A 14,368-nucleotide genomic window follows, 5' to 3' on the forward strand; every position below is an offset into this window, starting at 1 on the left:
ACATCGATGTTGACTGTACGGGTGCTTTCGCGGGCAAGCCTTGCTCCTACGGGTTTGCGGGGGTGTTCCCTCACGCCGTTCTTGAAGTCCGGCACCGGATGTTCAATGCCTCCACCGCCAGCGAAAACGCCATGGCGAAATACACATACCCCTTGGGCACATGCTGCCCCATCGCATCGGCGATGAGCACCACCCCCACGACGATCAGAAAGGCCAGGGCCAGCATCTTCAGGCTGGGATGTTTATCGATGAAAGAACTGATAGCCCCGGCCGCCAGCATCATGATCAACACCGCCACCACGATGGCCGCGATCATCACCGGCACATGGGAGACCATGCCCACCGCCGTGATCACCGAGTCCAGCGAGAAAACGATATCGATGATCGCGATCTGAACAATGGTGCTCAGAAAGCCGGCGCCCTTTTTGCCGAACTCCGACTCACCCTCCTCCCCGCCTTCCAGCTCCTGGAAAATCTCGCTGCTGCTCTTCCACAACAGGAACAATCCACCGAAGAACAGGATCAGGTCACGGCCGGAAATCCCCTGCCCGAACACCTGAAACAGGTCGGCAGTCAGGCCCATGATCCAGGTGATGGAAAGCAGCAGGAGAATGCGTGTGACCATGGCCAATGCCAGGCCGAAGAAGCGCGTTTTCGGCTGCATGGCCCTGGGCATGCGACTGACCAGAATCGAAATCATGATGATGTTGTCGATACCCAGGACAATCTCCAGCGCTGTCAGGGTGAAAAACGCGATCCAGATTTCCGGATTGAGAAACCATTCCATAACGTCAAAAATTCTCGATTGCTCAAAAAGAGGCATTGCCCAAGGCAATGCCCGTGCGTCGTTATCGCTGCCTCTAGAAGATGTAATCGGTGGTCAGGAAGCTGGATTCACGGTTGTGGATGATGTCGCTGACCAGCGTCTTGTTGCTCTCCTGGAATTTGGTGGCGACCAGCGTGCGAATGGAGAACACTCGCAAGGCATCGTCCACCGACAGCGTGCCCTCGGCGGAGTTTTTACGTCCGTTGAAGGGAAAGCTGTCCGGCCCCCGCTGACACTGCGCATTGATGTTGATCCGTCCGACCTGGTTGGCAAAGGCATCGACCAGCCGTCCGACTTGCGCCGGATTGTTACCGAAGATGCTCAACTGCTGACCGAAATCCGAATCTAGCACGTAGTCGATCACCGTCTGCAGATCCCGGTAGACCACCACCGGCACAACCGGCCCGAACTGTTCTTCGTGGTACACGCGCATGTCGCTGGTGACCGGGTACAGCAAGGCCGGGTAGAAGAAGGTTTCGCAGACTCGGCCGCCACCCGGATTGACCACTTCGGCGCCTTTACTCACAGCATCGCTGACCAGGCCAGTGAGAAACTCCGTCTTGCCCGGCTCCGGCAATGGCGTCAATGCCACGCCGGCCTCCCATGGCATGCCCGGCTTGAGTCCCGCCAGTTTCTGCTGGAACTTGTCGAGGAAGGCACCCACGACGTTTTCATGAACGAAGAGGATTTTCAGTGCGGTGCAACGTTGTCCGTTGAACGACAGCGAGCCGGTCACCGCCTCGGCAACGGCGTTATCCAGATCGACATCCGGCAGGACAATGCCCGGGTTTTTCGCATCCAGCCCCAGCGCAGCACGCAGGCGGTGTGGCTTGGGGTGAAGTTTCTTGAGATCGCTGGCGGCCTTGTTGGTACCGATGAACGCGAAGACATCGATCTTGCCGCTGGCCATCAAGGCACTGACGGTTTCCCGACCGCTGCCGTAAATGATGTTGATGACCCCTGCCGGAAAGCTGTCCCGGAAGGCTTCCAGCAGCGGCCGGATCAGCAGCACCCCGAACTTGGCGGGTTTGAACACCACGGTGTTGCCCATGATCAGCGCCGGGATCAGCGTGGTGAACGTTTCGTTGAGCGGATAGTTGTAAGGCCCCATGCACAGCGTCACGCCCAGCGGCACGCGCCGAATCTGCCCCAGGGTGTCCTGTTCAAGCTCGAAACGGCTGGAACGACGATCCAGTTCCTTCAAGGCATTGATGGTGTCGACAATGTAGTCGCAGGTGCGGTCGAACTCCTTCTCGGAGTCCTTCAGGTTCTTGCCGATCTCCCACATCAGCAACGTCACCACCGCTTCGCGCTGTTCACGCATGCGCTTGAGGAACGCCTCGACGTGACGAATGCGTTCGACCACGCGCAGGGTGGGCCATGCGCCCTGACCGCGATCGTAAGCCTGCACGGCGGCATCCAGTGCGCTCATGGCAGTCGAAGCATCCAGCAACGGCGTGCTGCCCAGAATGACGGTCTCGAGTCCCGACTCCTTCTTCAGGCAAACAGGGCTGCGCACCGGAGCGAGCGGTCCCTCCCACAACCTCAGTTCGCCATTGACCAGATACTCGCGCTGCTCGATGGCCGGCCCCGGACGATAAGCGGCAGGGATCTCGTCAGCACTCGGAAAGAGTGCTTCCAGCGGATTGTTCAAACTCATTTTTCATACCTCAGCGCTAGCACTCGGTGCGGCCTGAATCGGTGACCCAGGCAGCACCTGCACGTTCAAAAGAATTCAGATCGCGATGGATTCGCTCGCAGGCTCGGTTTGAGCGGCCCGGCAAATGGCCGCGAAGGACTGGACATCCAGTGAGGCACCGCCAATCAGGCCGCCGTCGATATCCGGTTGTCCGAACAATTGTTCGGCGTTGTCGGCCTTCACACTGCCGCCGTACAAAATCCGGCATTGGGCAGCGGCTGTCCGGTCCCGGTCCGCCAACCACTGGCGTATGTGGCGATGCACCGCCTGCGCCTGCCCGGGCGTCGCCGTTTCCCCGGTGCCAATGGCCCAGACCGGTTCATAGGCGATGACGCCCCTGGCCAGATCCGTTATGCCGACAACCTTCAGCACAGCATTGAGTTGGGTGGTGACCAGCGCCCGGGTTTCGCCGCGCTGGCGCTGTTCAAGGGTTTCGCCAACGCACAAAACAGGGATCAGTCCGGCATGCAGTGCGGCTGCAAACTTGTTTGCGACGAGCTCGTCGTCCTCCGCGTAAAGGGTGCGCCGCTCCGAGTGACCGACCAACACGAAACGGCAGCCGACATCGTGGAGCATCGAAGCGCTGACTTCACCGGTACAGGCACCCGAGCGTTGCTCACTCAGATTCTGCGCACCAAGGCCAACGTCGGAGTTGTCCAGCAAATCGGCGACAGTTGTCAGGTAGGGAAACGGCGGACAAATCGCTACATCCACGCTTTCAAAGATCGAGATCAGCGGAAGTACGCCACGCAGCAATGAAGCATTGGCGGCGCTGCTGCCGTTCATTTTCCAGTTGCCGATCACCAGGGGTTTTCTGTTCGATTCGATCGGCATGACTCAAGCGCTCCGGTTCAAAAGCGCGGACGCGTTGTAAGGCGCCCGCTCCTGCAAGGCCTCCTCGATGCGCAGCAAGCGATTGTATTTACCGACGCGATCGGAGCGGCTCAGCGAGCCGGTCTTGATTTGTCCCGCACAGGTGGCCACGGCGAGGTCGGCGATCGTGGTGTCCTCGGTCTCGCCCGAGCGATGAGAAATGACGGCGGTGTAACCGGCATCCTGCGCCATGCGGATGGCGTCCAGGGTCTCGCTCAGCGTGCCGATCTGGTTGAACTTGATCAGGATCGAATTACCGATCCCCTTGCGAATGCCCTCGCGCAGAATGCTGGTGTTGGTCACGAACAGATCGTCGCCCACCAACTGCACATGACCGAGCTTTTGAGTCAGCCCTGCCCAGCCGTCCCAGTCACTTTCGTCCATGCCGTCCTCGATGGAGATGATCGGGTACTTGTCGCAGAGCATCGCCAGGTAATCGGCGAAACCTGCCGAGTTGAATGCCTGATCCTCGCCGGCGAGCACATACTGGCCGCCTTCGTAGAACTCGGACGCTGCGCAATCGAGTGCCAGCGTGATGTCCTTGCCCAGTTCGTAACCTGCCCGGCTCACCGCCTCCATGATCACAATCAGGGCTTCTTCATTGGACGCCAGCGAAGGCGCAAATCCACCCTCATCGCCAACCGCCGTGCTCAAGCCCCGTTGCGCCAGCACTTTCTTCAGGCAATGGAACACCTCGGCGCCCATGCGCAGGCCTTCGCGGAACGAAGTCGCACCGACGGGCTGGATCATGAATTCCTGGATATCGATGTTGTTATCGGCATGCTCGCCACCGTTGATGATGTTCATCATCGGCACCGGCATGCTGAATTTGCCCGGCGAGCCATACAACGCCGCCAGGTGCTCGTACAAGGGAATGTTCTGCACCTTGGCCGCAGCCTTGGCGGTCGCCAGGGACACGGCAAGAATCGCGTTGGCGCCCAGTATGCTCTTACTATCGGTGCCATCCAGGGCGATCATGACGTTGTCGATTTCGCGCTGGTTCAAGGCATCCAGTCCGACAAGGCATTCGCGGATCGGGTTGTTCACATTCTCGACCGCGCGCATCACGCCTTTGCCCATGTAGCGCGCGGCATTGTCACGCAATTCGAGCGCTTCACGTGAGCCTGTCGATGCACCAGAGGGAACGCTGGCGGTTGCGCTGATGCCACACGCGAGTGTCACGACAGCTTCGACCGTGGGATTGCCCCGAGAGTCCAGAATTTCCCGAGCGGCGATTTGTTGAATGAAGCTGTTTTTACTAAGCATGGATGGCTCCCTTCGGCTGGTTCTGCGGCGCCTGGTTATCTGTGAAACGGGTTTTGCTCATCAGTCTTGCTCCCTCAGCGAATGGTTTCACCGACGCACACGACACGAAGGGAGTTGGTGCCGCCCTGGGCGTTGGCGTAGTCGCCCTTGGTGATCAGCACGTGATCGCCGGCCTTGACCACGCCTCGTCGGGTCAACTCGGCAACGGCTTTCTCATTCACCTGTTCAGGGATGAAGTCGTCGCTGTCGAACGGAATGGTGGTGACGCCACGAAAAAGCGTGACCCGGTTCTGGGTCGCCCGGTTGCGAGAGAAGGCAAAGATGGGAAGGTGCGAGCGAATGCGCGACATCAGGCGCGGGGTGTCGCCACTCTCAGTCATGCAGATGATGGCTTTGACACCATGCAGATGGTTGGCGGCGTACATGGCCGACATCGCAATGGACTCGTCGATCTTGTGGAACACCTGGTCCACCCGATGCCTGGATCGATGGGATTGCGGGTGTTTCTCCGCGCCGATGATGACCCGGTGCATGGCTTCGACCGTCTCGACCGGATAGGCACCGGCGGCGGTTTCCGCGGAGAGCATCACCGCATCGGTGCCATCGAGCACGGCGTTGGCCACGTCGAACACTTCAGCGCGAGTCGGCATCGATTGAGTGATCATCGACTCCATCATCTGGGTCGCGGTAATCACCAAGCGATTGAGCGTGCGGGCGCGTTCGATAATCAGTTTCTGCACGGCGACCAGCTCCGCGTCGCCAATCTCGACGCCCAGGTCACCCCGGGCAACCATGACCCCTTCGCTGGCTTCGATAATCGCGTCGAGAACGCTCAGGTCATTGACGGTTTCCGCGCGCTCGATCTTGGCGATCAGGCCGGCCTGCCCGCCTGCCTCGTGGAGCATCCGGCGAGCCAGATGCATGTCTGCGGCATCCCGAGGGAACGACACGGCCAGGTAGTCCACCTGCATGTGCGCGGCCGTCCTGATATCGGCGAAATCTTTCTCGGTCAACGCCGATGCCGACAACCCACCGCCTTTGCGATTGATGCCCTTGTTGTTCGAAAGCGGCCCACTGACCAGCACTTCGCAGATCAATCGCGTCGCTTCGACTTGCAGGACCTTCAGCTCGATCCGGCCATCGTCGAGCAACAGAATGTCGTCAGGACGGCTATCGGTGATCAGCGCCTCGTAGTCGATACCGACGCGTTCCACATCCCCGGCGTTCTTGTCCAGCGCAGCGTCGAGAACGAACTGCTGACCTTTTTCGAGGATGATTTTTCCTTCGGCAAAACGCGCGATACGAATCTTCGGACCTTGCAGGTCAGCCAGTATCGCCACAAAGCGACCATGCCTGGCCGCCAGCTCACGCACCAGCCTGGCGCGGGCCATGTGATCTTCAGCCTTGCCATGGGAAAAATTCAGACGCACGACATCCACGCCCGCTTTCACCAGCCCCTCGATGGCTTCGAATGATTCTGTTGCTGGCCCCAACGTGGCCACGATCTTGGTTCTGCGCTGCATGACAGATGATTCCTCGAACAGGGTTTTATTATTGAACGCAAAGGAAATCTGGTTGTTATCGATGGTTATTTACACGCCAATAACCAATTAATGAGATGCAATCGGATTTTACGAATTGAAAACAAAAGCTCAAAAAGTCCTTGCGAAAAGGCTTTAACAAAGGACTCCTGAAAGTTTTCAGGGATAATCGCCTGAAAAAAGCTTGGCACATTAACACACCAAAATGCAATGATATTTTAGTCGACACAACTACTCGCATCCGGCCAGGACCGGATCGCTCGACTCTGCCGAAGGAACATTGCTCATGCTGCCAAGACACTTCTCGATCGCCAGCCGGATGGTTTTCGGCTTCGTCGTCATCGCTGCCCTGAGCATTGCGCTAGGGGTGTTCGCACTGCGCCAGATCGATGAGGTGCAGGACCAGTCGATCCAGATCAAGGACAACTGGCTGCAGCGCGTCCGCGCCCTGGGCGCGGCCAACGCGGCATTGAATCGCTACAGGATGGGTTCGATGCAGCACATCCTTTCGGTCAGCGAAAAAGACATGCAGTCCTACGAAGACAAGACCGCGGGCCGCTTGCAGCAGGTCCGCGAGCAGATGCAAACCTACGCGCAACTGCTGACGAACGATGAAGAAAGAGCTCGTCTGGACGCCTTCAACACCAGTCTTGATGTGTACGCAAACAATCATCTGGAATTGCTCAAGCGATCCCGCCAGGGCGACAAGAGCGGTGCCCGGGAGTTTCTGATGACCATCAGGGATTCGTACGACCGGATGACGAAAAACTTCGACGACCTGATCGACCGCTCGAACCAGGGCGCGGAAGCGGCAGGCAATCAATCGATCGAGGCCTACCAGCGCGCGGTCAGAGGCGTGCTGCTGGTCATCATTGTGGTGGGCATCGGCACGATCCTGGTGGCCTGGCTGCTGACACGCAGCATCACCGCTCCCCTGCATGAAGCGGTGAAGGCAGCGAGAACCATCGCCGACGGAGACTTGAGCAAGCCGATCACCCCATCCGGCAACGACGAGGCCACCCGCCTGCTCGAATCCCTTGAAACCATGCAGAGCAATCTGATCAGGACCCTGGGGCAGATTTCGGGTTCCTCCAGGCAATTGACCCGCGCAACCGCTCAGTTGAACACCGTCACCGAGGCGTCCGGGCAGGACATCCAACAGCAGCATGCCGAAATCGAGCAGGCAGCCACGGCGGTCACCGAGATGACCGCCGCAATCGAGGAAGTGGCGCGCAATGCGCTGTCCACCTCCGAGCTTTCCGTGGCATCCCGGGACATTGCCCTCAAAGGCCAGCAGCGCATGATCCAAACCCTGGGGGCCATAGAAACACTCACCCGGGATGTGCAGCTCAGCTCAAGTCAGATCGAAAGCCTGGCAGAACAGGCGCAGGGCATCGGCAAGGTACTGGACGTGATTCGTACCATCGCCGAGCAAACCAATCTGCTGGCCTTGAACGCGGCCATCGAAGCGGCACGCGCAGGAGACGCAGGCCGGGGTTTTGCCGTCGTAGCCGATGAAGTGCGGGCCCTCGCCCACCGGACCGCGCAGTCGACCAGGGAAATCGAAGACATGATCAGCGGGATCCAGAGCGGAACCGATTGCGCCGTCGCCACCATGCTCAGCAGCAGCGAGAACACGCGCCTCACCCTGTCACTGGCCAACTCCACGCAAAGCGCCTTGGCCGAAATCGTTGCCGCCAACGACGACATCAACCAACGCAATCTGATGATCACGACCGCGACCGAAGAACAGGCCCATGTCGCGCGCTCGGTGGATCGCAATCTGCTGAACATCCGCGACCTTTCGGTACAGTCGGCGACAGGCTCGCAGCAAACCAGCAACGCGTCCTTGTCCCTCGGGCATCTGGCGGTGGAACTGAACACACTGGTGCAGCACTTCAAGCTGTAACCGGTGCAAGTTTTTGCATAATGCCACGTTAAAAAGTAGTCATCGGCGACGAAACCTGTTCGAATCAGGCCATTGCCTCAACCGATTCGACGGCTCGACATCCACCGGACCGCGAGCGTCGCCACTCCATTGAACAAGTGAACACCCATATGGCCTCAAGCGCCCTCGTACAAAGAATTGCCGCCGAAATCCGGCAAAAAATCCAGACCGGCGAACTCTCGCCGGGCAACCACCTGAGCGCCCAGAAAGTCGCCGACGAATTCAGCGTCTCGCGATCGCCGGCGCGCGAGGCCCTGGTACTGCTCTCGGAGCAAAAGGTGCTCGAGCAGTTGCCCAACCGCGGTTTCTTTGTGCTGGAAGCTGTACTGGATCCTTCGCGGATTCTCGATGAAGTGCTTCCCCTGGAAGAGCCCGACGAGTACTACCGGCTCTCCGAGGACTGGCTGAACAACGCGATCCCGGGGGAAGTGACCGAGCAGTTTCTGCGCACCCGCTACAACCTCACCAAGGCCCAGGTCATCGACATCCTCAACCGTGCGGCCAAGGTCGGCTGGGCCGAACCCAAGCCCGGTTATGGCTGGCGCTTTCTCGATGTGGCCAAGACACCGGAGACCCTGGAACAGATCTACAAGGTACGCTCGCTCATCGAACCGGCGGCGTTGCTGGAGCCGACTTACTTGCATGACCTGGCCAAGCTGCAACGCCTGAAAAAGGAACAGCAGGACATGCTCAACGGCGGAATCGACACCCTGCCGGCGGACGTTCTGCTGAAAAACGGCATTCGCTTCCATGAAGAGTTCATCAAGCTCTCCGGCAATCCGCTGTACCACATGATTCTGGTGCAGATGAACAACATGCGCCGGCTGATCGAGTACCGCTCGATGATCGACCGCAAACGCCTGTTCAAACAATGCGCCGAACACATCCGAATGATCGAGCTGGTCGAGCAAGGCAACAACCTTGAAGCCGCTCACCTGATGAAACAGCACCTGAGCGGCTCCTTCGCTCACAAGTCGCCGATTCTCAAACTGCGACCGGAATCCACCGAGGCCTCCCCCTCCATGACAGGCCTCACATCACTTTTAGAGGAAAGCACGCCTTGAGTAGCGAAGAACAACTGCGCGAAGAAATCTGCGTCGTCGGCAAGAGCCTGTATGAACGGGGCTATACGGTCGGCAGCGCCGGCAACATCAGCGCACGCCTGGAAGATGGCTGGCTGATCACGCCCACCGATGCCTGCCTGGGCAGATTGCAACCGCAGGACATTGCGAAAGTCAGCAAGGACGGCACTTGGGTTTCGGGCAGCAAACCGTCGAAAACCCTGGAACTGCATCGTCAGGTGTACGACCGCAATCCGGAAGTCAATGGCGTGGTCCACACCCACTCGACTTCGCTGGTCGCACTGACACTCGCCGGCGTCTGGAGCAAGGACGATATCCTGCCGCCATTGACACCTTACCAGGTCATGAAGGTTGGCCATATTCCGCTGATCGCCTATCAGCGCCCGGGCTCGCCGGACGTCGCCGCCCAAGTGGCCCTGCTGGCCAACAGCGTACGAGGCGTGATGCTGGAACGCCTGGGCCCGGTTGTCTGGGAGACCTCCGTCTCGAAAGCCAGCTTTGCGCTGGAGGAGCTTGAGGAAACGGCCAGGCTCTGGATGATGAGCAACCCCAAGCCGGCGCCGTTGGCTGAAGAAGCCATCGAAGAATTGCGTCGCGTGTTCTCGGTCAAGTGGTGATACGCCCGCCGAGTCCCCGCAAGACCTGTAGCAGCTGGCGCAGCCTGCGTCCGGCTGCGAAGCAGTCGCAAATTCAGGCGCTACTGTCATCAGGCAGTTCCGGTGCACAGGTTTTACGACTGCTGCGCAGCCGGACGCAGGCTGCGCCAGCTGCTACAGGAAGCGCGGTGGTTAACGACTGATGCGTTTCAACCAGAGTTTGTGTACCGGTTCGGCGCAGAGCATGACTACCACCAGGCGCATGATCTGCATCGCCGTGACGATCCCCACGCCAAGGTTCAAAGCTTCGGCCGTCAGATACATCTCAGTACTGCTGCCCGGCATCATGCCCAGGGCCATGGTCATCGGCGGGAATCCGAGCAGCAACCCCATTCCCAATGCCAGCGCCACCGTGCAACCGATCATGGTCAGGGTGAACAGCGCGACGCTGAGCAGAAAGGTCGGGGACGCCCTGAAGAACTGGCGATCGAAGTAACCGCCCAGCGCACAGCCGATCATCAGTTGCCCATAGTGGCTGAGTTCCACAGGCAACGCCGTTTGCAAATCGAAACTGGCGGTGAAGAAACCACAGAACACCATTGGCCCGAACATCCATGGATTGGGCAACTCGCACCGTTTCCAGAGCATGGCCATCAGCGCGCCTCCCAACAACAGGGGTGCCAGCCAGTACCAATCGGCAGGCAAACGGGCGTGGGCCGCCGTCGGCAGCATCTTTTCCATCAGGAAAAACGCGGGCGGCACACACAGCACGATCAACACCAAACGAACGCTATGCGCCGCGGCAATTTGACTGACGTTGGCCTTGTGCCGGATGCCGGACTGGATCATTTCCGAAAAATTTGCCGGCATGAAGGCAAAGAACGCCGTCGTCAGATCCATCCCGCGACGCCTCATGAACTCGATGCCGAGCAGCGCCAGCAGCAGTGTCAGAAAGGCGGCGAAGATCATCATCACGAAATGACCCAGGACCTGCTGGAGAACCACCGGCGTGAAGTGCAGGCCGATGGAAGTGGCGATCATCCACTGCCCGCTCAGGCGACCATTGGGGATTTCCCCTACCCGCCAGCCCAGGCAACGTACGACGATCACCGCCAGCATCGAACCGATGATCCAGGGCAAAGGCCAGTTCAGATAACTGGCAGCCAATGCACCGATAACGCCAATGATTGGCGTCGCCCACCACATACCGAACGAAGTGAAGAACGACTTCATGTTCTGGGTTCCGCAAAAACCATGCACACAGGGCTTCCGGTTTCGATCACCTGCCCCGTCTCGGTCAGCGCTCCGGTGTGCGGATCAACGCTGAAAACAACAATCGAATCACTGTCTTCATTGGCGACGTACATCAGCTTTCCATCGGGTGCCAAGGCAAAAAACCGTGGAGTGCGCCCCTTCGTTGGCGTCGCGCCCAGGAAAGAAAGCCAGCCTGTCTGCTGATCGATGCTGAAGGTCGCGATGGTGTCGCTGCCACGATTGGAGGCATACAGGAATCGCCCTGCCCGATCGACCTCGATCTCTGCGGCCGTGCTGTCACCGGTAAAGGATTCAGGCAGCGCCGAGACGACCTGCTGGGGAACGAGCGCACCGTTGTCGACGCTCAATGTGTAGGTGGTGACGGTCGAGTCCAGCTCATTGACCGAATACACCAACGGCAGCACCGGATGAAACGCCACATGCCGCGGCCCTGCCCCTTTGCGCGTATAGGCGAACGGGCACGGTGCCGGGTGCAACTTGCCCGCCACCGCGTCGAATCGATAAGTAAAAATCCGATCGAGGCCTTTGTCCGGCACAACCACCCAGTTGCCGCTGGGATCGAACGGATTGAAATGCGGTTTCGGGCCTTTCTGCTCGACTCGATGCGGACCAATCGGCCCCTCGGTCAGAACCTTGTCGCACAACTCGCCCAGCTCACCCGACGGGAGTATGGGCAGGACCACCACGGACCCACTGTAATGGTTGCTCACCAACAGGAATCCACCCTCCGGTGAAACTGCCAGATGAGCCGGGTTGTGGCCTTGAGTGCTCTGGCTGTTGAGGTACACCAGCGTGCCGTCGGGATTGACCCTGAATGCGCTGACCTGATCCGTATCGCCGTGGACGCAGTACAGGAAATCCTGTCGTTTGCTCAGCGCCAGGAACGATGGGTTCACCAGACCGTCGACCCGTTGAACGTGAGACATCCGCCCTGTCCGAGCATCGACGCCATAGACATTGATGCCGTCTCCGCGGGCGTTTCTTTCACGAGTGGTACGACAGCCGACGTAAATGAACATGTACTTATCTCAAGGTGTAGGCATCCGCAGCCTGTCTTTCACCTGTCACGAAGTCAGATGGGCGACGAAAGCGCGGGCGGTGGGAGGGAGACTTTCAAAACGCCGTGCGATCACCAGCAACTGACGCCTGGCCCAGGGCTCGGCAAGCGTGATTGCCTGCAATTGAAAGGAACGCAGATAAGGGCGCAACGCGTCGCGCGGCAGAATGCAGACGCCAAGATTGGTCGATACCATCCGGCACATGCACTCGAAACTGGACACACGAATTCGCTGCCGCACCGTCTTGCCCAGCAGGGCTGCCTGCTCGGTCAGCAGCAGATGTACCGAGCTTTCCGCGTGGGGCCCGATGAATTCGTACTGCAGCACTTGCTCGAAACGGGCTTGGGACTGTCCGGCCAGCGGGTGCCGCTCAGGCACGGCGATGACCAGCTCGTCAGCTCGATAACCCAGCGTTTCGAGCCCTAATGAAGGGGTTTGCTCAGCGATCACGCCGACGTCGGCACGCCCGTCGGCGACCGCTCGCACGATCGCCGCGCCGACGCGTTCCTCGATGTCGAAGCGGATATCGGGGTAAGTCGCCAGGAACGTGCCGATGTCCATCGACAGTTGCTGGGCGAGCGCAGAGGTCACGGCGTGCAGGCGTACATGCCCTTTTATCCCGGCCCCGTACTCGCTCAGCTCTTGATCCATCTTCTGCAGGGTTTCGTTCACTTGCTGGGCGTAATGCCGAAGCGACAGCCCGGCGGGCGTCAGCTCCATGCCCCGGGGGTAACGAACGAACAACGGCGAGCCGACTTTCTCTTCCAGCTCGCTGATCCGTTTGCTGACCGCCGACGTGGCCAGGTGACAGAGTTGCGAAGCCTTGGTCAGGTTCCGCTGCTCCGCCACGGCCATGAAAATTTCCAGGCTGAGCAAATCATGGCGCATTGGCCAATGCCTTCTCGAAGAAGTCGACCGTTCCGAAGTTGCCGGACTTCAGCGCCAAGGCTATCGGGTCGTCCCGCAAGCCCAGGGTCCAGGGCACACCCGGATCGATCATGGCGCCGATTCTCAAGGCCTTGACCTTGAGCGCCTTGACCACGGCGCCCGAGGTTTCGCCACCGGCAACCACCAGCTTGCGCACACCCATTTCATACAGGCCCACTGCAACGGCCGACAGCGCATCCTCGACGATCTGGCCCGCGGCTTCGACACCCAGCTTCTGTTGAGCGAGTTTGACCGTCTCCGGCTGGGCACTGCCGTAAATCAAAACCGGCCCTCGTCGAATCAAGTCCTTGGCCCAGGCAAGCGCTTCGGCGACCTGATCATGACCATTGGCCAGGAGCAGAGGATCGAGAGAAAAACTTGGATGAGTCTTCTGCCAGTGCTCGACCTGGCTGTTGGTTGCCACCGAACAGCTACCGGAAACCACCGCGCCCAGCCCCGTGATCACAGGCAAGGTCGAGGCCGTTGCGCAATCCGTCAAAAAGCCTGCGCGACGGAAATTTTCTGGCAGCCCAAGGGCAACCCCCGAACCACCGGTCACCAGCTTGTGATCGGCCACGGCCTGCCCGATCGCGTAGAGATCGGCATCATCGATCGCATCGACAATGGCATAGCCGCGGCCTTGCTCCGAGAGTTCGGCAAAGGCGGTGGAGATAGCCTGTGCGCCCTTGCTGACAACCGAGTGTGCAACCAGGCCAACCGACTTGCCGGTCTGCTGCTGGAGCACCCGGACCAGATTGGCGTCGGTCATGGGTGTCAACGGGTGATTGCGCATCCCGGACTCGCTGAGCAGCTGATCGGCGACGAACAGATGTCCGTTGAAAATCGTGCGTTTGTTTTCCGGAAACGCAGGGCATGCCACAGCAAATGACACACCCAGTGCATCGGCAAGAGCATCGGCTACAGGGCCGATGTTCCCGCGCGGCGTCGAATCGAACGTCGAGCAATATTTGAAGAAGAACTGTTGGCAGTTGGCTGCGCGCAACCACGCCAGCGCTTCCAGCGATTGACTGACCGCTTCGTCGGGACTGATGGTGCGGCTTTTCAGGGCAATGACGACCGCATCGATATCGTCCGGCAGCGGCCCTTGCGGTACGCCGATCACCTGCAGCGTGCGCATCCCGCCTCGCACCAGCGTGCTGGCCAGATCCGTACCGCCGGTGAAATCGTCAGCGATGCAACCCAGTAGTAACTGACTCACTGTTCTCTCCTCGTGCCCTCTTCCTGAGTGAACCCTGGGAAGAACAGGCAAATTCTTG

The 14,368-nt window shown here is 59.4% G+C and carries 12 protein-coding genes and 1 pseudogene; 4 read left to right on the forward strand and 9 right to left on the reverse strand.

The window, feature by feature from the left end; all coding sequences use genetic code 11:
* Positions 1-70 precede the first annotated feature (70 nt).
* The 5 genes from ACW9JE_RS07195 to pyk form a co-directional block, all read right to left on the reverse strand.
* Positions 71-787 (reverse strand): TerC family protein, encoded by a 717-nt coding sequence (locus ACW9JE_RS07195; protein WP_224533021.1) that lies wholly within the window; start codon positions 785-787, stop codon positions 71-73.
* A gap of 73 nt (positions 788-860) precedes the next feature.
* Entirely contained in the window at positions 861-2,486 is a 1,626-nt protein-coding gene (locus ACW9JE_RS07200) for an NADP-dependent glyceraldehyde-3-phosphate dehydrogenase (RefSeq protein ID WP_457432334.1), read from the reverse strand.
* Positions 2,487-2,561: 75 nt separating this feature from the next.
* Complete coding sequence (gene tpiA, locus ACW9JE_RS07205; RefSeq protein ID WP_457432335.1) at positions 2,562-3,359, reverse strand: triose-phosphate isomerase; 798 nt, start codon at positions 3,357-3,359, stop codon at positions 2,562-2,564.
* 3 nt (positions 3,360-3,362) lie between these two features.
* Positions 3,363-4,664, reverse strand: coding sequence for a phosphopyruvate hydratase (gene eno, locus ACW9JE_RS07210; protein ID WP_457432336.1), 1,302 nt, complete (start codon positions 4,662-4,664; stop codon positions 3,363-3,365).
* A gap of 74 nt (positions 4,665-4,738) precedes the next feature.
* Entirely contained in the window at positions 4,739-6,187 is a 1,449-nt protein-coding gene (gene pyk / locus ACW9JE_RS07215) for a pyruvate kinase (protein ID WP_224533025.1), read from the reverse strand.
* Positions 6,188-6,491: 304 nt separating this feature from the next.
* On the opposite strand from pyk, the pseudogene ACW9JE_RS07220 reads away from it, so the two are divergent.
* The 4 genes and pseudogenes from ACW9JE_RS07220 to otnC form a co-directional block, all read left to right on the forward strand.
* Positions 6,492-7,253, forward strand: a pseudogene (locus ACW9JE_RS07220) (MCP four helix bundle domain-containing protein); the annotation flags it as partial.
* Complete coding sequence (locus ACW9JE_RS07225) at positions 7,251-8,114, forward strand: methyl-accepting chemotaxis protein (RefSeq protein ID WP_457432351.1); 864 nt, start codon at positions 7,251-7,253, stop codon at positions 8,112-8,114. The pseudogene ACW9JE_RS07220 and the gene ACW9JE_RS07225, both read left to right, overlap by 3 nt.
* A 149-nt stretch (positions 8,115-8,263) precedes the next feature.
* Positions 8,264-9,217: a GntR family transcriptional regulator gene (locus tag ACW9JE_RS07230; protein ID WP_224533027.1), complete on the forward strand. Its 954-nt coding sequence runs from the start codon at positions 8,264-8,266 to the stop codon at positions 9,215-9,217.
* Complete coding sequence (gene otnC / locus ACW9JE_RS07235) at positions 9,214-9,852, forward strand: 3-oxo-tetronate 4-phosphate decarboxylase (RefSeq protein ID WP_224533028.1); 639 nt, start codon at positions 9,214-9,216, stop codon at positions 9,850-9,852. Before ACW9JE_RS07230 ends, otnC begins: the two co-directional genes overlap by 4 nt.
* A 171-nt stretch (positions 9,853-10,023) precedes the next feature.
* Here the strand turns inward: otnC and ACW9JE_RS07240 are convergent, their stop codons facing one another.
* Genes ACW9JE_RS07240 through otnK form a run of 4 tightly spaced genes read right to left on the reverse strand, consistent with a single transcriptional unit; the run spans position 10,024 to position 14,310 of the window.
* Positions 10,024-11,064: an AbrB family transcriptional regulator gene (locus ACW9JE_RS07240; RefSeq protein WP_224533029.1), complete on the reverse strand. Its 1,041-nt coding sequence runs from the start codon at positions 11,062-11,064 to the stop codon at positions 10,024-10,026.
* Complete coding sequence (locus ACW9JE_RS07245) at positions 11,061-12,125, reverse strand: lactonase family protein (RefSeq protein WP_224533030.1); 1,065 nt, start codon at positions 12,123-12,125, stop codon at positions 11,061-11,063. The genes ACW9JE_RS07240 and ACW9JE_RS07245 overlap by 4 nt, the downstream gene beginning before the upstream one ends.
* 45 nt (positions 12,126-12,170) lie before the next feature.
* Positions 12,171-13,052, reverse strand: a complete 882-nt coding sequence (locus ACW9JE_RS07250; protein ID WP_224533031.1) for a LysR family transcriptional regulator — start codon at positions 13,050-13,052, stop codon at positions 12,171-12,173.
* Complete coding sequence (gene otnK / locus ACW9JE_RS07255; RefSeq protein WP_457432337.1) at positions 13,042-14,310, reverse strand: 3-oxo-tetronate kinase; 1,269 nt, start codon at positions 14,308-14,310, stop codon at positions 13,042-13,044. The genes ACW9JE_RS07250 and otnK overlap by 11 nt, the downstream gene beginning before the upstream one ends.
* Positions 14,311-14,368: the final 58 nt, after the last annotated feature.

The organism is Pseudomonas sp. SDO55104_S430, assembly GCF_054070595.1.

Bases quoted from the DNA above. Each gene is read 5' to 3' on its own strand.
- ACW9JE_RS07195 (WP_224533021.1), bottom strand. From the start codon at position 787: ATGGAATGGTTTCTCAATCCGGAAATCTGGATCGCGTTTTTCACCCTG.
- ACW9JE_RS07200 (WP_457432334.1), bottom strand. From the start codon at position 2,486: ATGAGTTTGAACAATCCGCTGGAAGCACTCTTTCCGAGTGCTGACGAG.
- tpiA (WP_457432335.1), bottom strand. From the start codon at position 3,359: ATGCCGATCGAATCGAACAGAAAACCCCTGGTGATCGGCAACTGGAAA.
- eno (WP_457432336.1), bottom strand. From the start codon at position 4,664: ATGCTTAGTAAAAACAGCTTCATTCAACAAATCGCCGCTCGGGAAATT.
- pyk (WP_224533025.1), bottom strand. From the start codon at position 6,187: ATGCAGCGCAGAACCAAGATCGTGGCCACGTTGGGGCCAGCAACAGAA.
- ACW9JE_RS07225 (WP_457432351.1), top strand. From the start codon at position 7,251: ATGCAGAGCAATCTGATCAGGACCCTGGGGCAGATTTCGGGTTCCTCC.
- ACW9JE_RS07230 (WP_224533027.1), top strand. From the start codon at position 8,264: ATGGCCTCAAGCGCCCTCGTACAAAGAATTGCCGCCGAAATCCGGCAA.
- ACW9JE_RS07240 (WP_224533029.1), bottom strand. From the start codon at position 11,064: ATGAAGTCGTTCTTCACTTCGTTCGGTATGTGGTGGGCGACGCCAATC.
- ACW9JE_RS07245 (WP_224533030.1), bottom strand. From the start codon at position 12,125: ATGTTCATTTACGTCGGCTGTCGTACCACTCGTGAAAGAAACGCCCGC.
- ACW9JE_RS07250 (WP_224533031.1), bottom strand. From the start codon at position 13,052: ATGCGCCATGATTTGCTCAGCCTGGAAATTTTCATGGCCGTGGCGGAG.